General features: G+C 44.4%; 20 protein-coding genes. 5 read left to right on the top strand and 15 right to left on the bottom strand.

Translation table 11 applies throughout. The features are described 5' to 3' along the window. Positions 1-95: 95 nt before the first annotated feature. A complete protein-coding gene (gene nagK, locus L4C44_RS17860; RefSeq protein WP_327783821.1) occupies positions 96-1,004 on the top strand; it encodes an N-acetylglucosamine kinase in 909 nt (302 codons plus the stop codon). A 159-nt stretch (positions 1,005-1,163) separates the two neighbouring features. Here nagK and L4C44_RS17855 read toward each other — a convergent pair whose 3' ends face one another. From L4C44_RS17855 to L4C44_RS17830, 6 genes are all read right to left on the bottom strand, one after another. Beyond that, entirely contained in the window at positions 1,164-1,430 is a 267-nt protein-coding gene (locus tag L4C44_RS17855) for a DUF2960 family protein (protein WP_004733780.1), read from the bottom strand. 302 nt (positions 1,431-1,732) lie between these two features. Continuing rightward, on the bottom strand, positions 1,733-3,550 hold the full coding sequence (locus L4C44_RS17850) for a bifunctional molybdopterin-guanine dinucleotide biosynthesis adaptor protein MobB/molybdopterin molybdotransferase MoeA (protein WP_428805497.1): 1,818 nt from the start codon (positions 3,548-3,550) through the stop codon (positions 1,733-1,735). Continuing rightward, positions 3,550-4,134: a molybdenum cofactor guanylyltransferase MobA gene (gene mobA / locus L4C44_RS17845; RefSeq protein WP_017067176.1), complete on the bottom strand. Its 585-nt coding sequence runs from the start codon at positions 4,132-4,134 to the stop codon at positions 3,550-3,552. Before mobA ends, L4C44_RS17850 begins: the two co-directional genes overlap by 1 nt. Continuing rightward, complete coding sequence (locus L4C44_RS17840) at positions 4,112-4,831, bottom strand: energy-coupling factor ABC transporter ATP-binding protein (protein WP_048611022.1); 720 nt, start codon at positions 4,829-4,831, stop codon at positions 4,112-4,114. Before L4C44_RS17840 ends, mobA begins: the two co-directional genes overlap by 23 nt. Positions 4,832-4,841: 10 nt before the next feature. Further along, a complete protein-coding gene (locus L4C44_RS17835) occupies positions 4,842-5,540 on the bottom strand; it encodes an ABC transporter permease (RefSeq protein ID WP_009846742.1) in 699 nt (232 codons plus the stop codon). 208 nt (positions 5,541-5,748) lie between these two features. After that, a complete protein-coding gene (locus L4C44_RS17830; protein WP_060982038.1) occupies positions 5,749-6,555 on the bottom strand; it encodes an ABC transporter substrate-binding protein in 807 nt (268 codons plus the stop codon). Positions 6,556-6,858: 303 nt separating this feature from the next. On the opposite strand from L4C44_RS17830, the gene L4C44_RS17825 reads away from it, so the two are divergent. The 3 genes from L4C44_RS17825 (at position 6,859) to L4C44_RS17815 (ending at position 12,220) form a co-directional block, all read left to right on the top strand. Continuing rightward, a complete protein-coding gene (locus tag L4C44_RS17825; protein WP_029405312.1) occupies positions 6,859-8,322 on the top strand; it encodes a sigma-54-dependent transcriptional regulator in 1,464 nt (487 codons plus the stop codon). Further along, a complete protein-coding gene (locus L4C44_RS17820) occupies positions 8,312-10,339 on the top strand; it encodes a sensor histidine kinase (protein ID WP_428805496.1) in 2,028 nt (675 codons plus the stop codon). Before L4C44_RS17825 ends, L4C44_RS17820 begins: the two co-directional genes overlap by 11 nt. Before the next feature lie 261 nt (positions 10,340-10,600). Further along, complete coding sequence (locus tag L4C44_RS17815; RefSeq protein ID WP_285954923.1) at positions 10,601-12,220, top strand: methyl-accepting chemotaxis protein; 1,620 nt, start codon at positions 10,601-10,603, stop codon at positions 12,218-12,220. A 141-nt stretch (positions 12,221-12,361) separates the two neighbouring features. Here the strand turns inward: L4C44_RS17815 and L4C44_RS17810 are convergent, their stop codons facing one another. Both L4C44_RS17810 and L4C44_RS17805 read right to left on the bottom strand, forming a co-directional pair. Beyond that, positions 12,362-13,249, bottom strand: a complete 888-nt coding sequence (locus L4C44_RS17810) for a mechanosensitive ion channel family protein (RefSeq protein ID WP_048612067.1) — start codon at positions 13,247-13,249, stop codon at positions 12,362-12,364. A gap of 1 nt (position 13,250) precedes the next feature. Next, entirely contained in the window at positions 13,251-15,596 is a 2,346-nt protein-coding gene (locus tag L4C44_RS17805; protein WP_146489760.1) for an ATP-binding protein, read from the bottom strand. Positions 15,597-16,047: 451 nt separating this feature from the next. Between L4C44_RS17805 and L4C44_RS17800 the strand changes: the two genes are divergently transcribed. After that, positions 16,048-17,631, top strand: coding sequence for an ABC-F family ATPase (locus tag L4C44_RS17800; RefSeq protein WP_086711529.1), 1,584 nt, complete (start codon positions 16,048-16,050; stop codon positions 17,629-17,631). A 133-nt stretch (positions 17,632-17,764) separates the two neighbouring features. On the opposite strand, the gene L4C44_RS17795 is transcribed toward L4C44_RS17800, so the two are convergent. The 7 genes from L4C44_RS17795 to L4C44_RS17765 all read right to left on the bottom strand — a co-directional run bounded on the left by L4C44_RS17795 (position 17,765) and on the right by L4C44_RS17765 (position 25,278). Continuing rightward, positions 17,765-19,654 (bottom strand): methyl-accepting chemotaxis protein, encoded by a 1,890-nt coding sequence (locus L4C44_RS17795; RefSeq protein ID WP_428805495.1) that lies wholly within the window; start codon positions 19,652-19,654, stop codon positions 17,765-17,767. Positions 19,655-19,970: 316 nt separating this feature from the next. Beyond that, positions 19,971-20,084 carry a cytochrome bd-I oxidase subunit CydX gene (gene cydX / locus L4C44_RS17790; RefSeq protein WP_086711400.1) on the bottom strand — a complete coding sequence of 38 codons (114 nt, stop codon included), beginning with the start codon at positions 20,082-20,084 and terminating at the stop codon, positions 19,971-19,973. 26 nt (positions 20,085-20,110) lie between these two features. Then, the gene (gene cydB / locus L4C44_RS17785; protein WP_428805494.1) at positions 20,111-21,247 is read right to left on the bottom strand and encodes a cytochrome d ubiquinol oxidase subunit II; all 1,137 of its coding nucleotides are present in this window, start codon (positions 21,245-21,247) and stop codon (positions 20,111-20,113) included. Between the two features lie 9 nt (positions 21,248-21,256). Next, complete coding sequence (locus L4C44_RS17780; protein WP_146489757.1) at positions 21,257-22,873, bottom strand: cytochrome ubiquinol oxidase subunit I; 1,617 nt, start codon at positions 22,871-22,873, stop codon at positions 21,257-21,259. Between the two features lie 155 nt (positions 22,874-23,028). Continuing rightward, positions 23,029-23,637, bottom strand: coding sequence for an HvfX family Cu-binding RiPP maturation protein (locus L4C44_RS17775; protein ID WP_086711406.1), 609 nt, complete (start codon positions 23,635-23,637; stop codon positions 23,029-23,031). Next, positions 23,637-24,401: an HvfC/BufC family peptide modification chaperone gene (locus L4C44_RS17770; RefSeq protein WP_146489756.1), complete on the bottom strand. Its 765-nt coding sequence runs from the start codon at positions 24,399-24,401 to the stop codon at positions 23,637-23,639. Before L4C44_RS17770 ends, L4C44_RS17775 begins: the two co-directional genes overlap by 1 nt. Beyond that, a complete protein-coding gene (locus L4C44_RS17765; RefSeq protein WP_428805505.1) occupies positions 24,394-25,278 on the bottom strand; it encodes an MbnB/TglH/ChrH family RiPP precursor modification enzyme in 885 nt (294 codons plus the stop codon). The genes L4C44_RS17770 and L4C44_RS17765 overlap by 8 nt, the downstream gene beginning before the upstream one ends. Between the last annotated feature and the right edge of the window lie 47 nt (positions 25,279-25,325).

Below are 25,325 nucleotides of genomic sequence, written 5' to 3'. Positions count from 1 at the left end.
ACGGTTTGTAGGGGGAGTGTTATGGATAATGCTCCTTAGTTGTTTAATTTAAAAAATTTATTTGCCCGAATTTAGGGAAAAATTGGAGAGATTTCATGTATTACGGCTTCGATGTTGGCGGCACAAAAATTGAGTTTGGTGCATTCAATGAGAAACTTGAGCGAGTAGCAACAGAACGTGTTCCAACACCAACAGATGACTATCAACTACTACTTGATACGATTGCTGGTTTAGTTAAAAAATACGACAGCGAATTCTCTTGCGAAGGCAAAATTGGCCTTGGTCTTCCTGGCATGGAAAACGCAGACGATGGCACAATGCTTGTTGTTAACGTACCGGCTTCAACAGGTAAGCCATTACGTAAAGACTTAGAAGCGCTTATTGGTCGTAGTGTAAAAATCGAGAACGATGCGAACTGTTTTGCGCTTTCAGAAGCATGGGATGATGAACTTAAAGATGAACCATCAGTGGCTGGTCTAATTCTAGGCACGGGCTTCGGTGGCGGTTTAGTTTATGAAGGCAAAGTGTTCTCTGGTCGTAACCACGTTGCGGGCGAGCTAGGCCATATGCGTCTTCCTCTTGATGCTTGGTTCCACCTTGGCGACAACGCACCGCTACTAGGCTGTGGTTGTGGCAAGAAAGGTTGTCTAGACAGCTACCTATCAGGTCGTGGCTTTGAGTTGATTTACGAGCACTACTTCGGTGAGAAGAAGAAAGCGATTGAAATCATCCAAGCATACAACGAAGGTGAAGCAAAAGCGGCGGAGCACGTAGATCGCTTCATGGAGCTATTGGCTATCTGTTTTGCGAACCTGTTTACGGGTCTTGACCCACATGTTGTTGCACTGGGTGGTGGTCTTTCAAACTTCGAACTTATCTACGAAGAAATGCCAAAGCGCATACCTAAGTACCTGCTTTCTGTAGCTAAGTGTCCTAAGATCATCAAAGCGAAACACGGTGATTCAGGCGGCGTTCGTGGTGCTGCATTCCTTAACATTAAGTAATCTCAACTTAATGCTAAGCTAGGTAAAAAGCATAAATAAAAATGCCGCAATCTCGAAAGAGGTTGCGGCATTTTTATTGTTCGTGTTTTCGTTGCTAGAAGCTAGAAGCTAGAAGCTAGAAGCTAGAAGCTAGAAGCTAAGAAAAAGAAGCCAGAGGGCTTACTTCTTCTTTTTGCCAACGCCAAGGTTGTCTTTTTGCTTCAACGTAAGCTTAGTAAAGCCAAGCTTGCGGAAATAGTTATCTTGGTAGTTACGAACCGCTTTAGTATCAGAAATAAACTCAAGCTGTTGCTCAGTTTTTAGATACTCAGTGATGTCGATACCTTCAGCTGCAGCTACAGCTTCTTGGATCGTGCGGTGTTCTTGTTTCGAAAACAGTAACTCTTTGTCTTCGTCTTTGTAAGTGTACAGAATGGTACGAGCCATGATGCTCTCCAATAGAATTATTACTTTGCGCGCACTCTACATAAAAACAGTACGTGGCTCAAGGTTATGATACAAAATCTTAAGATTATCGTTCTTCACGCTTATCGCGATTTGAGCTTTCTGTCTTTTAAGGAACGAACAGGTTGTCTTTTACGAAACCAACAGAACAAAAAGCCCCTAACATCAAAAAATCTATATAGGGGCTTCGTCTATGTTTTGGCGAAGATCTTCCAAATAAATTAAAAAGCAGCTAAGTCAACTAAAGAACTACTAAGTCAATTTAGGCCTCATTGAACCTTCAATTAAACACGGCCTTGCAGTGGAATGATCGTTACCGTCTCACCAACTTTTACGGTATCAACCGCTGGTGAGATTTCGATTAAGCAGTTTGCTTCACTCATTGAACGCAGAATACCTGAACCTTGCTTACCGGTTGTTTTCACTTCAAGCACGCCGGATCCGTTCATTGAGAACACTCCGCGGCTGAACTCAGTACGACCTTGGCGAGATCGTAATTGCTCAGTCGCTACCGCGTTCGCTTTCACTGGTGTCCAGTTGGTTTGACCTTGTAGCTTACGAATAGCTGGTTCTACAAAGTTAATGAACGACACCATGACTGCAACTGGATTGCCCGGCAAACCAAAGAAAGGTTTGTTTTCAATTTTACCGTAAGCTAATGGGCGACCTGGACGCATATTGATACGCCAGAAGTTAATCTCACCCAGCTTATCTAACGCAAGCTTAATGTAATCAGCATCACCAACAGATACGCCACCAGAAGTCAGGACCATATCGGTTTCAAGCGACGCAGAGTGCAGCACGTCCATCATCTTTTGTTCGTCATCTTCAATGATGCCGTAATCGACGATGTCACAGCCAAGCTTTTGAAGCATGCCGATAATAGTAAAACGGTTCGAGTCGTAAATAGAGTTTGGTTTTTGCTCGCTACCCGGAGCTTGAACTTCGTCACCCGTAGAGAACACACCTACTTTCACTTTACGCAGAACAGGGCAGGTACCAAAACCTAACGACGCCATCATGCCCATTTCTGGTGCTTCGATGCGTGTACCACGTGTAAAGACAGGTTGGCCGATTTCTAAATCTTCACCTGCCATACGGACATTTTGTCCTACGGATATTTTAGCATCAAGGAAGCTAACTTTATCGCCATCTTGAACAGCTTGTTCGCGCATCACAACGACATCAACGCCTTCTGGCATTGGTGCGCCTGTCATGATCTTAACCGCTTCACCTTGTTGAACTGTCTTGTCGTAGCTGTGTCCTGCCATAACTTCAGCAACAACGTGGTAGCTATCCAGATCTAAATCTTCACTACGAATAGCGTAGCCATCCATTGCAGAGTTAGTGTTCTGAGGTACATTGATTGGTGAAATAACATCTTCTGCCAATACGCGACCATACCCTTCTTCTAGGGCAACAGATTCCGTCAGCTCAAGTGCATCAATGCTATCAACAATCTTTTGCTGGCCTTGAGTGACAGTTAATCCTGCAGGAGAGAACGAATCACAACAAACAGCTGGCGCAGCGTCTTTTGAAGACGAGCATGACACTGCTTTGCCTGTTGTAGAGGCAAGGTCAAAGGACTGCGCGTAATCGATGATGAAATCACGAATCGCTTCTAAGTCGCTGATCGCCATTTGTGGCAGATCGGATTCAACCTGGCTGTCTGCGGCGATAGCAATAATGTTGTCATCATTTGGATAAAGCCAAGGTTTACCCACTTCGTCGCGGTGAAGCTCAATCTTAGGGAAGGCGATGTTCTTGCAGCCTTCAACCAGAATTAAGTCTAACGTGTTGGTATTGAAACGTGTAAGCAGGTAATCAAAGTCCGCTTCGGCTTCTGGCGTTTCTGTCATCATCACGTGACGGTTACGAGAGCTGATCAACATTTGATTCGCGCCTGCTTTGCGTAGGCGGTAACTGTCTTTACCCGGCTTATCGACATCGAAATCATGGTGAGCGTGTTTAAGAACGCCAACTTTTAAACCTGCGTCGGTTAACAAAGGTAACAAGGCTTCAAGTACGGTCGTTTTACCTGTACCGCTATAAGCAGCAAAGCCCAATAAAGGAAGGTTAGGGCGTTGTTTTGAATCTTTCATTATTGAAGCGTTCCGAATTGGGTGAGTTCTTCTGGCGTATTCAAGTTTACAAAGCAGTTAGGAGAATCGCTAAAATCAACGTATTCGGTGACACACTCTTTGTATAGCAAGATGATTTTACGATCACCACGTTCCAAAAACGCTTCTAACTTTGGTAGAACACGCTTGTGGAATAGGGTGAATACAGGTTGCTTAAATTCGCCATCATGCGCGACAAGAATGTCGCTGTCTTCTTTAACTGCAGAACAAAAACGCTCAACAAGGTCGTCACTGATTTGTGGGCTGTCACAAGGAACGAAGCCAACCCAGTCTGTGTTCGCGTTTTTAAGGCCAGCATGAATGCCACCCAACGGACCTGGGTAGTCAGGGAAAGAATCGGAAACAACCGGAGCAAATGCTTGGTAACTGTCTAAGTTACGATTGGCATTGATAGTGATGCTGACATCTTGTTGTGACAGCTTGTTTATAACGTATTGAATAAGCGGAGAACCGTTGAGCTCAACGAGTCCTTTATCTTTTCCGCCCATACGACTGGCCTGTCCGCCAGCCAAAATAACCCAACTAGTTTGCGTTGGAAGCAGCATAAATATTCTCTTGTGCTTTATCTTTTTGAATAACTTGCAGAAGCGGGGATTCGGTCAAAGTATTGTCTTTGATCCACCACTGCTTCTTACATAAATCGGTTAACGCGTTAGTTTGGTGACTTGTGATGACTAAACTCGCGCCTCTCTGAAGAAGATCTTCGGCCATAATCACCAATCTTTCAATAGATTCTTTGTCTAAAGAAGCACTTGGTTCATCCATAAGCAAGATTGAAGGCTTAAGAATCCAAGCTCGAGCCATTGCCACGCGTTGACGTTCACCACCAGACAACACAGAAATGTGTTCATCTGCCAAGGTTTCTAAACCTACCATTCTCAATGCATTAATTATTTGAGCTCGCTTATCTTTTTGGCTCTCTTTGTTAAAGCGAATGCCATAAGCGACATTCTGGTACACCGAACCATCAAAAAGATAGGGGGTTTGATGCAGGTAGATGATGTCTTTGAACTTGAGCCGAGGAAATAATTTCTGTTGCCAACTCTGTGTCGGGGACTGAATACGGCCAGAACTCGGCTGAATTAATCCAGACAAGATTTTAAGTAGGGTCGTTTTACCAACACCATTGTCTCCTTTGAGATAAATGGCATCGTTGGGGCCGATCGACAATTCGGGAATGTGGAACAAAACACGCTCTTTGTAGCGCATTGAAATTTGCTGCGTTGTTATTTTTATACTCATGACAGCGTTCCTAAGTTCTTAGATAGCCTTTTCCTCTCACACTGGAAAGGAAAAAGTTAAGGGCTAATGCCAATGCTAATAACACCATACCGAGGGCGACACCTTGAGCGAATGCGCCTTTGTGGCTTTCCATGGCGATAGCCGTTGGGATGTTTCTTGTCATCCCCATAATGTTGCCACCGACCATCATTGAACAACCTACTTCTGTCACGATACGAGAAAAGGCAGCAATGGTTGCAGCCAATAGAGGAAAACGTGTTTCCCAAATCAAGGTACACGCCACGCGTGTTGTTGATACGCCAAGTGTGCGCGCTGTTTCTACCGCTCGGCGGTCACTGGCCTGCAGAGCACCATGCATCATCGCAACTAGAATAGGGAAACAGATCAGCATCTGACCTAAAATCATTGCCTTTTGGGTGAACAGTAATTGCCAATCACCTAACGGGCCAGAGCGAGAAAGCATCATGTACATCAACAAACCGATAACCACGGTAGGGATCGCTTGCAGGGTGTTGATCACTGAAAGCAGAGCCCATTTCCCGGGGAACTCGGTATAAGCCAATAAGAAAGCCATAAGGATTGCAGGAACAATCACTAATGAGATGGCGGACAAAGACACGCTGAAGGATACCGCAACGATTTGCCACAATTCGTGGTCAAAACTCACTAGTAGATTCATTGCATCAATCGTTGTTTGCCATAGGGTCATGAAGTATCTCGTGTGAATCGATAATAGGTTTTTATCGGTAATGACTGATGTTAATCATAGCTGACACAATATATTTGAGCCTGTATTGGTCAGCTATTGTTTTTAAGCGTGATCATAACTGATTCGTTAAGTGTAGTGTTTGTTGGTTTGGACCACCTCTTCAACACTGCTCTTTACTTACAGCCAACGACTCACGACTTGGAACAAACTATTCTGCACTTGCAACGAACAGTTGTTTGCCATGCAGTTTAAAGTCGTTAATCAGTTTCTGGCCTTTAGGGTTAACTAGCCAATCACTGAATACTTTCGCAGCTTGGTAATTGATGCTTGGGTAGCGTTCAGGGTTAACAAGAATCACTTGGTAAGGGTTAAATAGGTTCTTATCACCTTGGAAAAGGATTTTTAGGTCCAGTTTATTTTGGTAAGCCAACCAAGTACCACGGTCTGTCATCGTGTAGCCTTGCATTTCAGACGCCATGTTCAGAGTAGGGCCCATACCTTGACCAACACTGCGGTAGCCACCGAAGTTTGGTTCCATTTTAGTTTGCGCCCAAATACCCATCTCTTTCTTATGAGTACCTGAATCGTCGCCGCGAGATACAAACGTCACGTTATTAGTCGCGATCGCTTTAAACACATCTGCCACTGCTTTTTGAGATTCAATTTTCGCAGGGTCATTTTGTGGACCAACGATGACGAAGTCGTTGTACATCAGCTTACGAGGTAAAACGCCGTAACCTTTTTCCACGAAATTAGCTTCTGCTTTTGGTGCATGAGTCATCACCAAATCAACGTCACCATTTTCGCCCATGCGAAGTGATTTACCTGTACCTGCGGCTAGAACATCAACCTTGATACCAGAATCCTTTTCGAACTCAGGTAATAAGTAGTCCAGTAGACCAGAGTGATAAGTACTTGTGGTTGTCGCCAACTTGATATGAGTGGTGTCTTCCGCGCTGCTAGCCGTGTAACTGACGATAGATAGAGCTGCAATAGTTAAGGGAATTGCTTTCATTATTATTATGTCCATTCTGTTATAAATGAATGACATGCCTTCAGTTTTAAAGGGCTCGAAGAAGGGCATGTGCATAAGACGCTAATTGTTGTAATTAGAAATCTACACCTTATAAGCAATCTTAATGCCAATAAATCATGCATCAGATCTCACTAAATTGCTGTTATTTCGCACAAAACTGCGCCATTTACCCCGTTAAAATGAATCAAAACATGAGCTAGGACAAAATGTCGCACATTGCCCCTGTTGGAGAAAGGGTTAATTGGTACACTCTGTCCCAACTTTCCTCACCGGCTAATCATTATGTCTTTACCTAGTTCATCTGCATCCAATCTCAACCCGAACACATTGACTCACTATCAGGCGTTTTCCGTTTTGGTCGTGGATGATGAATTGGGTATGCAGGCTATCTTAAAGAAAGCACTAGGTAAGTTCTTTGGCAAGGTATCAAGCGCAGGTTCGGTTGAAGAAGCTGAAACACTACGTTCTAGCGAACATTTTGATCTCATCGTCCTTGATATCAACCTGCCAGGTCGTTCTGGTATTGAGTGGGAAGAGGCGTTTAACGACAATGACAAACGCGCCGATGTGATTTTCATGACGGGTTATGCTGATCTAGAGATGACCATATCTGCACTTAAGCTTGGTGCTTCAGATTTTATTCTTAAGCCATTCAACCTCGAACAGATGATACAAGCGGTTCTGCGTTGTATGGATAAGCGACTCGACCAAAGAATGCAGTACGCGTTAAAGCGTGATGTTAGTCGTCATATCAAGACCGAATTGATCGGCAATTCAGACAAGACCAAACAGCTCAAACTATTGATCAGTCAATTTGCACCGTCTCGAGCATCAGTTTTAATAGAAGGTGAGTCAGGTACGGGTAAAGAGTTGGTTGCGCGTGGTGTACATGAAGCCAGCAAACGCACCGGACCATTTGTACCAATCAACTGTGGTGCGATTGCCCCGGAGCTTCTCGAAAGTGAATTGTTTGGACACACCTCTGGCGCATTTACTGGTGCGAAGAAAAACCGTGAGGGTCTGTTCAGAGTCGCAAGTGGTGGCACCTTATTCCTTGATGAAATAGGTGAAATGCCACTGCCAATGCAAGCTGCGTTGTTACGTGTGTTAGAACAAAGAACGATTCGTCCAGTCGGTAGCGAGAAGGAAATTGCCGTTGATGTACGCGTGGTGGCAGCAACCAACAGAAATCTTCAGGAAGAGGTTGATAAAGGGCACTTTCGCCGCGATCTGTTCTACCGACTCAATGTACTTAAGATTGATGTTGTGCCACTAAGAGAGCGCCCATCAGACTTGATTGAGCTTGTTCCATATTTCACTCGTCTATTGTCGAATGAACTTGGCATGCCGGTTCCCAATTGGGCACATGAAGATATCTTGGCGATGAATGAATACGAATGGCCGGGGAATATACGTGAACTTAAAAACTTAGTCGAACGATGCATTCTTTTAGACAAGCCACCAGCACACTATTGGCGCGAGATTAATGGCGATCCTGTACCGGCTAGCATTTCAGTGACGGTGTCACATGGTGCGGAAATACCAAACTTAAATAATGCAGACGCTGCCGAGGGTTACCCAAACACTTGGACACTGAAAGAAGTGGAGAAGTCTCATATAGAACAACTTGTGAGCTTCCATGACGGTAATAAATCGGCTGCTGCGAGAGATCTTGGCGTCGCTCGTAAAACCCTAGAGCGTAAATATAAAGATTGGAACACAGAAGGCTCTGAATATGCTGATTAGACGCCATTGGTGCTCAAAGTGGGCGTTCCGGTTCAAAACCATGGTTCGCTATCGCTTATTATTCCTAACATCTGCTCCGATCATTTTGACCTTGTGTGCACTTGTGGCTATCACTCTCTATTGGTCTGTTCATTACACGTGGCAGGGGGCACTGATTGATGTCGATGAGCGCTTAGACGTGGCAGAGAACAGTATTCACTTGATTCAAAATCAGCAGGCATACAACGTTCGTGCGTTTGCTGAGTCTTATAATTTCCGCGTCAAACTCGCGAGTGATATTTCTAAAAAGGATCTCACGCGTTGGGTTTCTGAAAACAAATCTCGCTATGAGCTCGACTTTCTGCGCTGGCGCAGTGTCGAAAGTATGGCAAAGAAACTCGAATATCTAAATTTGACTCACAAGTCTTCGTTTTTCAGCGTCTTAAGCCGTAGCGAACTCAACCATCTCGATCGGGATCTTGCTAAAAAAGCGGAAGTTCCGATGCTTAATGGCCAAGAAGTTGAGACCCGCGGATTGGTAAGTCGAACCGTTGTGCCCGTAAAAGATGGCAATGATAATGTAATTGGTTTTCTTGATGGCGGGATTTTGCTTAATAACAGCACTCAACTTGTCGACCAAATCAGCAATCTTATCTATCCCCAAAGAGAAGACTTTAATCGTCATGTCGGTACCGTCACGGTCTTCCTTGATGATCTTCGTGTGAGCACCAACGTTCCTTTAAGCAGTGAAGACAGTGTAGGGCGGGCAATAGGTACGCGAGTTTCTCATGAGGTTCACTCAAAAGTCCTGAACGAAGGCAAAGAGTGGCTAGATCGAGCGTATGTGTACGATGCTTGGTACATCACGGCTTACCAACCGATCCACGACCAGTTTAATAACGTAATCGGCATGCTGTATACCGGCTATCTAATATGGCCGCTCATCGAAACTTACCTGACTAACCTTGGCGAAATCAGCATTATCATTGTGTTGCTGTTGCTTGCTTCTGGGTTGATCGTTCACCGTGGTGCTCGGGATCTTTTCGACCCAATTGAAAGAATTCATAAAGTGGTGAAGCTCGTGCAATTGGGTAAAGACAAACGTATCGGTACGTTAGGCTTAGATGACCAACACGAGCTTACTCTGCTCGCCAAACAGTTCGACAAGATGCTAGATCTGCTGCACGAACGTAATCAAGAGATTCAACAAGCGGCGTTAGAACTCGAGTGTAAAGTTCACTCTCGTACCGCCAGTTTGAAAGAGAAAACTGAAGAACTGGAACTGCATATCAAGCTTCTCAATCAAGCCCGAGATAAGCTGGTGGTTAATGAAAAATTAGCAGCACTCGGTGAACTCACGGCAGGCATTGCTCATGAGATCAATAACCCAACGGCAGTAATTCTTGGCAATGTTGAACTGATGAAGTTTGAACTCGGTGATGAAGTGGGCCGCGTCGATGAAGAGGTCCACGCCATCATGGAGCAGATTGACCGAATCCGAAATATTACACGAAGCCTACTACAATACAGCCGGCACGGTGGCGTACAAGACGAAATCACGTGGCAGCATATCAATCCAATTGTGGATGAAAGTATTACGCTCGTAAAGACTGGCGCGAAGAAGAAAGGCATTGTGTATGTCTCGCAATTGAATGCTAGAACCTCCGTAGAAGTGAACCGAAACCAATTGCTGCAGATTCTGGTTAACCTACAAATGAATGCGATTCATGCAATGGACGGACAGGGCACGTTAACCATTTCGAGTGAAGATTGGGTTGAAAATGGCGTGTCTCATGGCGCTATCGTTCATGTTCAAGATGAAGGCTGCGGCATTAAGGAAGAGCAACTGAAACGCATTTTCTCGCCTTTCTATACCACCAAAAGAGACGGTACAGGCTTAGGTTTGTCCGTTTCTCAAAGTATCTTGAGCCAAACGGGTGGCGAGATCCGAGTTGAATCTGAGGTAGGCAAGGGAAGTCGCTTTAGTATCTACCTCCAACAAAAAGCTACACCTCAATTATTGGTGTCGAATCTCTAGGTTAATTTTACCGGCTGTCACTCGACAGTTACATTAAGTGCTTGGGCTGTTACTTGAGCTTTCAGGCCAAGCACGAAAATCCCGCACTACTAATCTATCGCAAGCGAGATCTCAACCTCTGCTGATTTGACGAGCACCTCTTTTTGCTTATGTAACACAGTGTATATATTTCGATCTTGATGCATATCATCTGAACTGTACGAAATTTTGATACCTTGGCCGAAAATCCATAATCAAAACAAATAATAAAGTCAGTCAGCTATGAAATTAAGTAACCTATCTATCAAATCAAAACTCGTCTCCATCGTCATTCTATCGGTTGTTCTCTTGGTAATGACATCCACTTTTAATCTAATGCAACAGCGCGCTAGCTCCTTGGAAGAGCGGCAAGATAAACTCAGTGCTCAAGTCGAAACAGCAGTAAGCTTAGCTCAACACTATTATGACCAACGAAATATCCTTGGCGAAGAGACAGCAAAGAAACAAGCACTTCAAGCCATTGAGACGCTTCGCTATGACAGCACCAACTATTTTTGGATCTTAAACCAACAACTCAACATTATTAGTCATCCCCTTAAGCCAGAACTCAATGGCAAGAATGCGGGTAACTTAAGAGACGGTGCGGGCAAGTACCACTGGCGTGAGATGGTGACCATCTCTCAAACTGCACAACAGAAAGGCTTTCTTGACTACCAATGGAAGAGTCCGAATGGAGAGTTAAAAGATAAGATATCGTACGTACAACTTTTTCCTGAATGGAATTGGGTGTTAGGTTCTGGAATATTGGTCGCTGATATTCAAGATGCATTCTACGCGTTGGCGATTAAAGAAGGAATGGTTGCGGTTGTGTTGTCTGGCCTACTGTTTGCAATGGGCTACGCGATATCCAATAATATCCTTGTACCTCTTAATAAGCTTATCGATAACACCCATAAGATTGCCGATGGCGACCTTCGTGTACGTATGAACATGACGCGCAAAGATGAGCTGGGTGATATGAGCCAACAGATCGACACCATGCTTGATAAGCTGCAAAGTACACTACGTACCGCCAATGAATCTGCGGATCTATCGAGCAATATGGCAAGTCACATTGCTCAAGCGAGTGAAGAGGCGGCGACCAGTGTCAACTCGCAACATGCTCAGCTTGAATTATTGTCTACTGCGATGACAGAAATGAGCGCCACTATTTCAGATGTCGCGGTCAATGCAGAGAGCACGGCGGCAAGTACCAATAAAGTCGTCGATCATGCCAACCAAAATGATGACAACATGCAGGTCACTTCTAAAACCATCTCTCAAGTTTCAGAGAACATCTCTACGGCTAACGAATTAGTAAGAGACCTACAATCCGGCGTAAGCGAGATAAGTCAAGTTGTGAGCGTCATTCGTGATGTGTCAGAACAAACGAACTTATTAGCGCTTAACGCAGCAATAGAGGCGGCACGTGCAGGAGAGCAAGGAAGAGGGTTCGCGGTTGTCGCGGATGAAGTCCGTAATCTTGCTAGCCGGACTCAAAATTCAACGAACGAAGTTCAATCCACAATTGAAAAACTGACTCAACAAGCGGAACGCACCTTCAAAGCAATGCAAAGCAGCAATGAGAAGGTTGACCACAGTGTTGTCGCATCTAACGAGACTCGCCAACAACTTGATGTGATTGTGAATGAGCTTCACAACGCCAATGACATGGTCGCACAAATCGCAGCGGCTTCAGAACAGCAAAGTACGGTAGCAACTGAAATGAGTGAAAGTGTCACTGGGATTCACCTAGCTGCAAACGAAGTACTTCAGGCCTCACAATCGCTAGCAGAAGACAGCCAGAAAATGGCCAACACAACAGAGCACCTTACTGAACAGTTGAAATACTTTAAGGTATAAATCCAGCAGCGCTTACTCTTAGCGCAGACAAATCGAATAAAAAAACACCTCCGTACTCGAGATAAGTCCGGAGGTGTTTTCGTTTATTGGTATCTCGGGGATTAATCCAATCTCCGACCGTAAACCTTAAACCAGCTTCAATTAATGCGCTGCCACTGAAATCTTCGGTGGGTTGATGTTGTGCTTTTTGAACTCTTTCATCACACGCAAGGTAATGTCTGTTTCAAACAACTTTTCATAAGCTGTATCGACGACGTAAGCCTTACAAGTTAACTGTATCGCCAGGTAGTTATCCGTAATCGTCTGTTTAACCAGAACCGTAACAGGCTTAGGCAAGTGGATGTAGCGGCTTGAAGACGCAGCTTCTTGAATCAAGTCACGGGCTAGGGTGATGTCTTCATCCATTCCTACGTAAAACGGAATCACGACCTGCATATCCAATGCACCATAGTTACCGCTCGTCGTCACTTCATTTAAGAACTTGTTGTTCGGGATGGTAATGATGTCGTCATTCAAAGTTCTCATACGCACAGAACGCAAACCAATAGTGATAATGTCCCCGTAGTTACCTTCGAACGTGACGCGGTCACCAACTTGGAAAGGTCTATCGATCATCACGGTGATACCTGCGATGAATGACGCTGCCAAGTCTTTAAGCGCAAAGCCAACGGATACAGCGAGGGTACCACCAATCAAAGCCAGAATTTGGTCGTTGATTCTAAAACTCATCATGAACACGATAAGACCGGTGCTCACGTAAATAAAGAACTGAGTAAACGACTGCAGTTTCTGTAGCAACATTCGATATTGCACAAACTGACTACCAAAACTGGTCACCATTGAGTTGATGAATTTGAGCAATAACCACATTGCAGCAATAACAATCATGGAGAAGAACACGCCGCTCCACCGCACAAGGCTAGCTATCTTTGAGATGTTTTCCACATTGGCTAACTCTTCCGTCGCAAAGGTCGGGAAGCTGACAGCACTTGCCAAGCCAACAAATAGTAGGATAAATAACTTCTTCATTTTACTTCACCAGTAGATGTTGACGGTCGAGAACGTTCGTAATATGGCGGAACCAGTGCTCAGAAATCCGAGCCTTTTCTTCATGCCAACCAATATAACCACGGCTTTCAAAGTAACGCAGAATCCCCGTTATTTCTGCCGTGCTCAGTTGTGTACATTCAGATAAAACTTCCGGAGATGCGATTTCCAATTGCACGATAGAGCGCAATACAGCCAACATCGGTTTCGGCATATTCTCCAGTTCCTGCGCTTCCGGAACATGGAACAAACGCACCACGGCTTGATCTGTCTCTTTATTTCGGTTCAAAGAGAGCCGGAAGAAACGCAACGCAACGGTAGGGTTACCATCAGAGTAGTGCCACAAGATTCGATAGAAACCTTGGCGTGCACGTTCTTCTTCACTCATATCATCTTGGTCCCATTGCTTAGGAACCACTAAGCCATCAAACGACAACGGCTTTTCAAGCTCCGTGTTAATACGGCTATTCAAAAGCTCACCAACTTGTTTTTCTGTCCAACGTGGAAGGAAACACACCAAGTCAAACAGCAAACGTTCGCCACGCGCCCTATCCACAAATCGCCAGCTCGATTTGGCAATCGATATCACGACACGGTGGTTCTTTTTAGAGCGACGCAGAAGGTTGGTTAAACGAATCAAATCAGACAAGCCACCAACCATTGGTTTCACCAGTCGTTGTGCGTTATCAATCGCAATCAGATAAGTCGTATTGCTCTTACGCAAATGCGCCAAGATCTGAATCTCAGTGGCTTCTTCTTCCAAACCAATACTAACGGCAAGATGCGCTAAAAGTTCTTGGTAACCGGCATAAGGACAGCTCACATAAACGGGCTCTGCGTTAGAGACTTTGTGCAATAAAGTATAAAGCAGCGTCGTCGCGCCAACACCACGTTCGCCTGACACAATACAGATAGCAGGGCTGTCCGACATCAAGTAGCGAGACAGTTGCTTAATTTCGTCACCCGCATAATCAATTAGCGTGCTGTCGATATTACCCGGCAGAATGTATTCATAGGTTTGATCGCCTTTGATTCGAACCAAGTTTTGCTGATTTTTATCAAGATCAGACTGCTTAGCCACTTCGATTCTAAACAGATACGCCAAGGCTTGGCTAAACAGCGTGTAATTGGATAGCAATGCCATGATGCGGTGTTGGAAGTTGTAAACACTCAACCATACGATGCCAATTGCTGTCGCGAGTATATTCAGTAGGAAGGTATCTTTTCGGTTCACCGCCCAATTCACCCATACCGGACGATCGGAGATGTGTTGCAGAGTATCAAAGACTTTCGCTCGCCATAATCTGAGTACCGAAATGGTAACCAGTACAAACCAGAAAAACAGAGCGCTGTAGATCCAACTATAGATAGTGCCTTTGCCTAACGTAATACTCGAAATTTGCAGAGTCACACCCGCAACAATGAAGCTCCATACATAACGGCGAATAGTCGATAGACGAAGCGCTATCACTTCTTTATTAGATGTACGACCCAAGCGGTAGGCCAGTTCAAGAATAAAGCTGATGGCAATCGAACCACCTAGAATCCACCACGTGAAGATCTCGAGGAAAATCAGATGCTGTAGACTAGGGATACTCGAAAGTACCCTGAGTGAAAGGGTAATCGCAATGAGCCAAGCAATCGCACGATCAGCGCGACTGATATACCAGATTACCCTTACTAAAAAAGGAGGGTTCGTTTTCGCTTCAAGAAAATTAATTCTAAACAACTCGATCAAACGGGTGCTGTTGGCAAGCCACCACACTAAACCAAAGTAGATGAATAGCACTTTTAACGATGCACCAATCACAGGCACTGGCGAAATGAAGATGTCTTTAACAAGCGCTTTAAAGCTACGAATTTGGAAGTAAACAAGATACTCAATATTGAGCTTGGTTAATTCCCACTCTTGCTTAAATTGGGTGACACCATAAGGGCCAAAACCTGTTAAGCGATCTTTGTTTGCAGAGTTTGTCTGTTCTAACAGGTGCTGCTTACTCACGTTCAAGCTATTCAAAGTGACGTAACTGGTTTGAACGGCAAACCATTGATCGACGTCGCTGTTATCTCGGTAAGCTTTTATCTGTTGCTCGAAGGTTTTGATCTCTTGCTTTTGGACTCGCAGAACTTCGGCAAGCAAAATGTTGACCTGACGTCTATCCGACGCTTCCATAAATAGAGGGTCGGGTAACGAATCAATTCGCTCATCAAGGGCAACAGCAGAATCGGATACCTGCGGCTGAGATTGTAAGTCATATTCCAAGTTGGCATGACTAGGCCAAGAGAGAATGGCCAAAGTGAGGATTAAGAAGCGCGATAGTGAACGCATAAAAGTCTCTTAGAATTATGAGGTTAGGATTACTATAGTTAGTTAATCTGACTTTGTGAAATCCAATCCGGTATCGGGGGCGAGTACTTTATTCCTGTTTCGACCGATTTTGTCATGAAATTGTCAGGGATTAGGCTAGTCTTGCCTATGTCTGCTGTTGCTTTGGTCAGGTTAGTTTCACTGCGACCAATCAGCATACGATATATTCAATGGTTGGCATGATTTAGGACGTTATATACCGCCCATTATAGGTCGCTGTTCGATATTTTGTTTCCCCTGAAAATCGACGGATTTTAGGCAGCAAATTGAAAATCAAAAGTGTGAGTTAGCTCAAACTATGATTTGGCTGGGTTATCACTCACTTAATAGCGGGTAAATGCAATCAATACTTGCAGTTAAAGCCCTGAACAAGTAACGTTGCGACGTTTTTCACATTAAGAAGGTAATGGCATTGATCTCCACAGCAAATATCACCCAACAATTCGGCGCTAAGCCACTTTTCGAAAATATTTCAGTTAAGTTCGGCGAAGGCAACCGCTACGGTTTAATCGGCGCGAATGGCTGTGGTAAATCGACGTTCATGAAGATCCTATCGGGTGAACTAGAGCCGACTTCTGGTAACGTAAGCTACGATCCAAACGAGCGCGTCGCTAAGCTAAACCAAGACCAATTTGCTTACGAAGAATTCACGGTAATTGATACGGTTATCATGGGTCACAAAGAGCTTTGGGCTATTAAGCAAGAGCGTGACCGCATTTACTCTTTGCCAGAAATGAGCGAAGAAGACGGCATGAAGGTGGCTGACCTTGAAGTTCAGTTCGCTGAAATGGACGGTTACATGGCAGAAGCGAAAGCGGGTGAGCTTCTTCTTGCTGTAGGTATTGAAGAGTCAATGCACTTCGGTCTGATGAGCGAAGTGGCACCGGGTTGGAAACTTCGTGTTCTATTGTCTCAAGTACTGTTTGCAGACCCGCATATCATGCTTCTTGACGAACCAACGAACAACTTGGACATGGACACCATCAAGTGGTTGGAAGATACGCTAAACCAACGTAACTGCACAATGATCATCATTTCGCACGACCGTCACTTCCTAAACTCGGTTTGTACACACATGGCTGACCTTGATTACGGCGAACTTCGTCTATTCCCAGGTAACTACGATGAGTACATGACGGCTGCGACTCAAGCTCGTGAACGTCTACTGTCTGACAACGCTAAGAAGAAAGCACAAATTGCTGAACTTCAAACGTTCGTTTCTCGTTTCTCTGCTAACGCATCTAAAGCGAAGCAAGCAACGTCTCGTGCTAAGCAAATCGACAAGATTCAACTAGACGAAGTTAAAGCGTCTAGCCGTCAAAACCCATTCATCCGTTTCGAACAGTCTAAAGAGCTATTCCGTAACGCACTTGTGGTTGAAAACCTATCTCAAGGTTTTGAAGAAGATCTTTACAACAAGTTCGATGCCATCTTCGAAGTAGGTGAGCGTGTTGCTATCATCGGTGAAAACGGTGTAGGTAAAACAACACTACTTAACACACTAGCTGGCGCACTAGAACCTCGCACTGGTGAGTACAAGTGGTCTGAAAACTCAAACATCGGTTACTACGCTCAAGATCACGCACACGATTTCGAAACAGACATGAACCTGTTTGATTGGATGAGCCAATGGCGCCAAGAAGGCGAAGACGAGCAAGTTGTTCGTGGCTTCCTAGGTCGTATGCTGTTTGGCCAAGACGACATCAAGAAATCTGTAAAGGTTATCTCTGGTGGTGAGCAAGGTCGTATGCTTCTTGGCAAGATCATGATGCACAAGCCAAACATCCTTCTTATGGATGAACCAACGAACCACATGGATATGGAATCTATCGAAGCGCTTAACTTGGCTCTTGAGAACTACAAAGGCACATTGTTCTTCGTATCTCACGACCGTGTATTCGTAGACTCTCTAGCAACTCGTATCCTTGAAATCAAAGATGGCAAGATCAACGATTTCCGCGGTACTTACGCTGAATTCTTAAAAGCACGCGGCTAATGTCGTGTAGCGAGAGTTAATACGTAGCAACACGTTAGTACGTATTCAAAATTAGAAAGGCCTCTATCTTAGCAATAAGAGAGAGGCCTTTTGTTTTTTCATACTACATAAATTAACTAGTTTGCGCTAATCACTAGTACTTAAACTGCGCGACAATCTTCTCTAGCTTCACACTCACACTCGAGACTTGTTCACTACAACGCACGGATCCAGAAACCACGGTATAGGTATCACTGGCAAGATGAGCGATATCCGTAATGTTTCGGTCAATCTCTACTGAAACCATCGATTGCTCTTCGGATGCTGTTGAGATCTGACTGTTTAAGTCGAACATCTCGCCAACTTGGAAGTGTATGCCTTCTATCGCATTCACCACGTCTTTGGTTTGGCTTTTCACCAGCTCAGTTTGCTCTAAGCTCGCTGTCATCTTGGCGACGGTCTTGTCTATTCCAGTGGTTAAACCATGAATCGTGGATTCTATTTGATGGGTTGAGTCGTTGGTCATTAGTGAAAGCTCTCGGACTTCGGATGCAACCACAGCGAAACCTCGCCCATGATCGCCAGCACGCGCCGCTTCAATCGCAGCATTGAGTGCTAATAGGTTAGTTTGCTCAGCAATACCTTGAATGGTAGTGACCACCTGATTGATTTCACGACTCTGTTCTTCAAGCTGAACGATGAGATCCTGAGATTCTGCAATGTTTTCTGCCAAGACATTAATACTGTCGTTGGTTGATTGTGTCTTTTGTAACGCTTGATGGGCATTTTCTTTGATCTTCTCGGCATTGGTTGCGGCATTTTCGATGTTCGCCGTCACCTCATTACTCGTCATCACTAACTCGTTAACTGCCGTTGCTACCGATTCAGATTGCTGCTTTTGTTTCTCTGCATTGCTCATGCTTTTAACTGCCGCTTCTTCAGAACTGCATGAACTGTCTGTCAGCACCGTCATCACGCCGGATAGCTCTTTGATGTTGCCGTGCAGTTTATTGATGAAGGTATCGAACGAGTGGGCAAGTTGAGCGAGCTCGTCATTGCCTTTTGCGTTCATGCGAACGGTTAGGTCACCATCGCCATGAGCAATAGACTCCATCATCACGTTTATCGCTTTAATACGCCCCAGGATGTTGCGACCGATGAACACCAATAACAGAGAAAGCAGAGCGACGATAGCTGCGCCAAACAGATGCAACATATTCTGTGTGTGTCTAACTGCCTCTGTAATCGCTTGGCTTATCTCATTCTGCACTTCTTCAATGGCTTGTTCCGTTTGGTGAACATTGCTACGTAAGGCCCCTCTAAGCCCCAACTCTGCAGACAAACCTAGATTGCTGTTAGCAACCAAAAGAGTTTCAACTGCAGCCTTATATTCGGAATAAGCTTGTTCAGTCGCAATCGAGGTTTGGGAGTAGGGTTCAAACTCAACAAGAGCATTGGTTAACGCCGCATTCGTTTGGTTATTAATATGTGCGAGGTAATGGAAGTCTTTTTCGATCAGCTCTAACAACGCAAGTTCTAGTGCCAAACTTGATTCTGATTCGATTGCTGATTTCAGCGCTGTTCTTTTTCCATCGAGAGCTGCCACAAAGCCCAAAGGTGCGGTTGTGCGTTCAATGTCGTTAACTTGATTGACGATCTGGTGGAACTGTTTCTGGTACTGATGAAGAGTATCGGAGATCTTGGTCATTTGATCGGTCAGTTGAAGCTCATGCGAGGTTAGGGTTTGGTTCAACGTCACCAATCTTTGATTCAATGTGTCGGCGGTTTTATCGAAACGCTCTGCGTATTTTTTATCGTGGCGAGACAAAAAGTCTTTCTCATGTCGCCTAAGCGTTAATAAATCAACTGAGCTTCTGAGGTTTTCGGAAGCAGCGATCTCCAATGATTCCAATTTGTCTAAGCTGAACTGCTCGTAGATCGCATATATCAAAACAGACACAAACAGGGTGAGGTTGATTAAAATAAACTTACTACGAATAGAAAGAGACAGCACACGTTGCTGAGGTTCCAGTGGATTGTTCATGGTTAACTCCCTTTAGCCGATGACGTTTTATATCCATCAATGTTTAATAGTTATTAGATATATTTAAATGATGGATATGTAACTAATAGCTTATGAGGTTATTAAAGCAAGGTTCACTGGTAGCAATACAGGCTGATTCATCGTTGATTTGCGTTTACTCAGCTATTTGAGGTGACTCTTTTTCAATACGAAATGAAAAAGCCCTCATTAACATTAATGTCGGCAATCTTTAAGACCGCAGGCATCTCATTTAATGAAGGCTTTTGAGTTGTTTTGGTTAGTTTGCTTATTGTTTAACTAACACTTATCAGTGACTTTATCGATCAGTTTTTTGCTCATCTAAAAAGTCGGTGTGCTCTAACCAAAGCGCATTAATGATTCCAAATGCACTCGCTAGTAATACGCCTAACACCCAACATAAATACCACATAGGTTATCCTCCTATTTCATCTTTAATTAATACAGAGACGAGCTGTTATCGTGAATGTATTGACTGTCTATTCGGCCAAACATTTTGTAGTAACACCATGTTGTGTAACCTAAAATAATTGGCACTACGATAACTGCGACAACAGAGATAATACTCAGTGTTAACTGGCTCGATGTTCCGTCCCACAGCGTTAAACTGTGTGAAGGGATCAAGCTAGACGGCATGATCATCGGGAACAAAGCAACGCCTGCAGTTAGGACAATACACGCCAACGATAAGCTTGATGATACGAAGGCGAACCCAGCACGATTAAGTCGCGTCATCAATGCACACCCCAGCATGCCGATGATACCAAGGGCAGGAATTACCCATAGTAGTGGGTGGGTTTCGTAGTTATGTAGCAGCAAGTCATCAAATTTCACGACATGTTTCAGCAACGGGTTAGAAACCGCATCAGTTACGATAGGGCTTGTAATGAGATAGCCCGGTAACGTGTAAGCAAATAAGCCGCCAGCCGCAAATAGTCCTGCGGTCACAAATGCCATACATGTGATAATTCTTTGTGCACGTCGCTTTAGATCACCTGTCGTTTTCATTTGTAAGAACGCAGCACCTTGAGTGATGACCATTGCTGAGCTCACTAAACCACAAAGGATTGGGAAGGGAGTTAATAGATCCCAGAAACCACCGTGGTATGTCATCATTAACAGTTCGTTAAATTCGAACGGAACACCGATCAATAAATTACCGAAGCCAACACCAAAGATAAGCGGAGGAATAGAACCGCTTACTATCAATGCGGTATCACAAGCCTTTTTCCATTTTGGATTATCTATCTTAGCTCGATACTCCATACCTAGCGGTCTTAACCATAATGTCGCTAGAACCAATATCATTGCTAAATAAAACCCGGAAAACGCTGCCGCATAAACGGCTGGCCATATCGCTAGGATTGCACCACCTGCGGTCACCAACCATACTTGATTTCCGTCCCAGTGGGGCGCAATTGAATTAATCATGACTCGGCGATCGACTTCGGATTTTCCTAACACCGGCAGTAACGCAGCAACACCCATGTCGAAGCCGTCGGTAATAATAAAACCGATCAACAACACCCCAATAATTGCCCATGTGAACAGGCGAAGATTTTCATAATCAAACATCTGAATTCCTTAATGAAGATCAATAGATTTGTCTAGCTGGTTCGGTCTATTTTTTGTTTCTAAAGAAGCTAGTTCGTTGTTTGATTGTTCATGATGGTAACGACCCGTTTTCAAAGCACTTGGGCCCAGTTTTGCGAATTTAACCATCAAGAACATTTCGACAATCAGGAAGAACGTATAAAGCACGTAAACTAACCCGATAGAGATCCACAAACTCGAAGCGGGTAGGTTAGAAGCCGCCATGTTTACTGGGAGGATTTCACCGATAGCCCAGGGTTGACGACCATACTCAGCCACAAACCAACCCGCTTCACATGCAATCCAAGGCAGTGGAATCGCACATACTGTCGCTTTCAGTAGCCAACGACTGGTACCGATTTTACGACGGCAAATTTGGACAAAAGAAAGACCGATTATTGCGAATATCAATACGCCGCACACGACCATAAGGCGGAAGCTCCAGAACAGTGGGGCAACCGTTGGGATAGTATCTTTAGCCGCTTGTTTGATCTGTTGTTCTGTCGCGTCTACAACGGTGTCGCTGTATTTCTTAACTAACAGTCCATAACCTAAATCGTGCTTAACCGTTTCAAACTCATCGATATTTTGTTGTGATTTGTCACCAGAACGGAGTTTCTCTAACAATCCATACGCTAGGATTCCGTTTCGAACACGCTCTTCATTTTTTGCGAGTAGATCATGAATACCGATGACTGGTGTATCCAGAGAACGCGTTGCGATAATACCCATCACGTATGGGATCTTAATTGCGTAGTCCGTCTCCATTGTTTCTTGATTAGGGAAACCAAACAAAGTGAATGAGGCTGGAGCTTCCTCTGTGTGCCATTCTGCTTCGATAGCGGCTAGTTTCACTTGTTGCACATCACCAAGTTCATAACCAGATTCATCGCCAAGCATCACGGTAGAGACGATGGCAGCCATGCCAAATGCACTCGCTACTGCAAATGAACGACGAGCAAATGGTAAGTCTCGTCCCTTCAGCATGTAGTAAGCACTGATCCCCATGATAAATAACGCACCCGTTGTGTAACCAGCCGCAACCGTATGAACAAACTTCACTTGGGTTACAGGGTTAAAGATAACTTCGATAAAATCAGTCATCTCCATACGCATGGTTTGGAAGTTAAATTCTGCGCCAACCGGGTTTTGCATCCAGCCATTGGCCATTAAGATCCATAAACCAGAGAAATTTGAACCTAAGGCAGTCAACCACGTTACAGACAAGTGTTGACGCTTTGAAAGCTTGTCCCAGCCAAAGAAGAACATCCCGACGAGGGTCGACTCTAAGAAAAACGCAACAAGCGCTTCAATAGCGAGTGGGGCACCAAATATGTCGCCCACATAATGAGAGTAATAAGCCCAGTTAGTACCAAACTGGAATTCCATCGTTAAACCAGTAGCAACACCGATGGCGAAGTTTATACCGAATAATTTACCCCAAAACTTGGTCATGTCCTTGTAGATAGTTTTGTTGGTCATTACATACAATGACTCCATCACGGCGAGTAAAACCGAGAGACCAATGGTTAGGGGAACAAAAATAAAATGATAGAGAGCGGTACTTGCGAATTGAAACCGCGACAGATCGACGACATCTGTAAGCATAGAAACTCCTTCCCGCCACCAATGTGACGGGTGAGATTAGAGATTATAAGATGGTAATTAGAGATAACTAATTAGAAGTGATTTACTCAATTCAAAATGCGTTGCTCGCCTTTGAATTGAGGTGTTGATATTTAAATTAAGCTTGAAGAATTCAGTTACCAGCGAAGAGCTTTCGTTTGTTTGTTTGCAAAGCGCTTACGTAGCCAGTAATCCACGCTCACGTAACGACCACCGCCGTAAACCAACAGTACAAGTAGCATGACAAAGTAAGTTCCGGCGAATTCCATGCCGTTATTCAGCATTACTGGGTCACCCAGTTCGGTAATGTAGTTATAGCGGCCTGGGAAGTTCACGGATAACCACTCGATAAAACCATTTAGACGAATGGTTGATTCCATACCGCCAGTAGCAATAGCGTCCCAACCGTGTTTCCAGTGAACCATCGCACTTGCAACACTCATCATGAAAATCATAGGAATAGAAATCACACGAGTGAAAAGACCTAATGCGATACAAATACACCCTAGTACTTCCGTTGCAGCTGCAAGAAACGCCAATAACTCAGGGAAGGGAAGGTTAAGCCCACCATCTGCGGTTGACGCACCAAACCAAGCAACCGTACCAGCGAACCCCAATACTTTTGAGCGGGCACCGACGAAAATAACTGGAATCAGATACAAACGAACGGAAAGAAGGACTAGGTAATCGAATTTTTTACATTTTTCGAAGATTGAATCGAACCAATTGAGTGCTGACTTAATCATTATTTTTCTCCTAAAGAGTGAACACAAAGCAATTCAACTGCTGTGAAGTGTTTAACCCAATTAATAAACTCAAATCTTGCCAACTGTTGAGCTATCGTTTCTTTAATATTGGCGAGAGTTTGATTTGGCTGTAGCTGAATCATTTGAATGATCGCCACATCTATTTCTCTTAGTTTTAATGTGTTTACGCGTTGGCCTGAATCTCGGTAAATCGCGTAATAAACGGGGTGACGCCTTTGTGTTAAAAACGTCAGCGACTCACCATGGACAAGGAAAGGCACCTGCACGAGCTTCATTGTCTCATTCAGTAACACGTGCAATTTCTGATGGTCTTCCTCCCCGAGATGCTCATCATCCCGATCCAAACGCGGCGCTTGTTTTGTTGAGTCGATTTCAACGCCGAACGCGCACCATTCGTATTCCAATACCGCTAATTGATCGGAAGTGAGCTCGTAACCCGCAATTAAACTAGAGCTGTCTATTGGCTGAGTTCGACGCTGAATGAAACTCACAAACTCGGTCGCAATATGATGAAACTCTGGCTCTGATGCGTAATGCACAACGACAAATTCATCAACCAACATCAATAATTGGTCTTGGTCGACTTGCTGACAAAACAACGGGAAGGTGTTGTTCAACACACTGAACACGTTATCTCTAATAAACTCGCTGTAACGACACAGTGAATTGTCTTCTAGAGGTGAGCGTATTAAGGCGGTCAAGGCCTCTGTTTGCGTCATCATCATGCTTGGTGGGTTATGCATACACCAGCTCCTGACTTAAAGGTCGATGAACAACACCGGAGTCCAACACTTGACTGTGTATAGTTCGCAACTCCTCAGTGAGTACAACCAAAGGCGGTACGTTGTTGTCTCTCTCTAGCAATAACGGTTTACTGCCATGGAGAGTGAAGGTATACCTCGCCAAGTCAACCACAGCTTGCTGCACCTCCATACCATGGGTATCAAGTAGCGAGCTGTTACTTTCAACCGATTTGTCACTCTCCACTAAATGCCCTGCAATGTGGTAATAACGAATGGCTTCACTTGGCAACGCTTTAAGCATCTCAACCGCATCAAAGTGATGGTTTTGGCTATTAACGTAGAGATTGTTTATGTCGACCAACAACTCGCAGCCACTGCGACTTGCTATTTCACTGATAAACTCACCCTCAGGCATCTCGTCTCCGTAATCGTGGTAATAGGAGATGTTCTCCACCACTAGAGGACGTTGAATGATGTCTTGGACTTGCATAATCCTGTCAGCCAAATAGCTAAGGTTTTCAGCTCGACGTGGCACGGGTAACAGTTCGTAGAGATACCCTTGGCTATCGCGAGAGAAGCTCAAGTGTTCGCTATACACTTCGATATTCAAATCATCAAGAAACTGACCAACTTGACGTACAAACTTGGTATTAAGAGGCTGACAATCTCCAATGGATAAGCTTAAACCGTGTGCGATCAAAGGGTATTGCTTCGCTATATCCTGTAGTTGTTCGCGCTTAAGTCCGCCTATGCTCATCCAGTTTTCAGGAGCCAACTCCAAAAAATCAATATCAGGGTGCTTAGGGGAGCAAGCGAGCAATTCAATATGCTCACTTCGCAACCCAATGCCTTTGTCTGTATTTTGAATGGTTCGCACGTTAGGGATTAACTCTCTATTTTTTGAAGTTCGGTTGTTTAGTGCTC

Source organism: Vibrio satsumensis (assembly GCF_050337435.1).
In the GTDB taxonomy this organism is placed as follows: domain Bacteria; phylum Pseudomonadota; class Gammaproteobacteria; order Enterobacterales; family Vibrionaceae; genus Vibrio; species Vibrio satsumensis.
This window is presented reverse-complemented; position numbering and strand designations above follow the sequence as displayed.

Excerpts from the sequence above, each read along its gene's own strand:
- L4C44_RS17825 (WP_029405312.1), top strand. The coding sequence starts at position 6,859 with ATGTCTTTACCTAGTTCATCTGCATCCAATCTCAACCCGAACACATTG.
- L4C44_RS17855 (WP_004733780.1), bottom strand. The coding sequence starts at position 1,430 with ATGGCTCGTACCATTCTGTACACTTACAAAGACGAAGACAAAGAGTTA.
- L4C44_RS17835 (WP_009846742.1), bottom strand. The coding sequence starts at position 5,540 with ATGACCCTATGGCAAACAACGATTGATGCAATGAATCTACTAGTGAGT.
- L4C44_RS17805 (WP_146489760.1), bottom strand. The coding sequence starts at position 15,596 with ATGCGTTCACTATCGCGCTTCTTAATCCTCACTTTGGCCATTCTCTCT.
- L4C44_RS17820 (WP_428805496.1), top strand. The coding sequence starts at position 8,312 with ATGCTGATTAGACGCCATTGGTGCTCAAAGTGGGCGTTCCGGTTCAAA.
- mobA (WP_017067176.1), bottom strand. The coding sequence starts at position 4,134 with ATGCTGCTTCCAACGCAAACTAGTTGGGTTATTTTGGCTGGCGGACAG.
- L4C44_RS17780 (WP_146489757.1), bottom strand. The coding sequence starts at position 22,873 with ATGCTTACAGATGTCGTCGATCTGTCGCGGTTTCAATTCGCAAGTACC.
- L4C44_RS17840 (WP_048611022.1), bottom strand. The coding sequence starts at position 4,831 with ATGAGTATAAAAATAACAACGCAGCAAATTTCAATGCGCTACAAAGAG.
- L4C44_RS17795 (WP_428805495.1), bottom strand. The coding sequence starts at position 19,654 with ATGAACAATCCACTGGAACCTCAGCAACGTGTGCTGTCTCTTTCTATT.
- L4C44_RS17815 (WP_285954923.1), top strand. The coding sequence starts at position 10,601 with ATGAAATTAAGTAACCTATCTATCAAATCAAAACTCGTCTCCATCGTC.
- nagK (WP_327783821.1), top strand. The coding sequence starts at position 96 with ATGTATTACGGCTTCGATGTTGGCGGCACAAAAATTGAGTTTGGTGCA.
- cydB (WP_428805494.1), bottom strand. The coding sequence starts at position 21,247 with ATGTTTGATTATGAAAATCTTCGCCTGTTCACATGGGCAATTATTGGG.
- cydX (WP_086711400.1), bottom strand. The coding sequence starts at position 20,084 with ATGTGGTATTTATGTTGGGTGTTAGGCGTATTACTAGCGAGTGCATTT.
- L4C44_RS17850 (WP_428805497.1), bottom strand. The coding sequence starts at position 3,550 with ATGAAAGATTCAAAACAACGCCCTAACCTTCCTTTATTGGGCTTTGCT.
- L4C44_RS17770 (WP_146489756.1), bottom strand. The coding sequence starts at position 24,401 with ATGCATAACCCACCAAGCATGATGATGACGCAAACAGAGGCCTTGACC.
- L4C44_RS17810 (WP_048612067.1), bottom strand. The coding sequence starts at position 13,249 with ATGAAGAAGTTATTTATCCTACTATTTGTTGGCTTGGCAAGTGCTGTC.
- L4C44_RS17775 (WP_086711406.1), bottom strand. The coding sequence starts at position 23,637 with ATGATTAAGTCAGCACTCAATTGGTTCGATTCAATCTTCGAAAAATGT.
- L4C44_RS17830 (WP_060982038.1), bottom strand. The coding sequence starts at position 6,555 with ATGAAAGCAATTCCCTTAACTATTGCAGCTCTATCTATCGTCAGTTAC.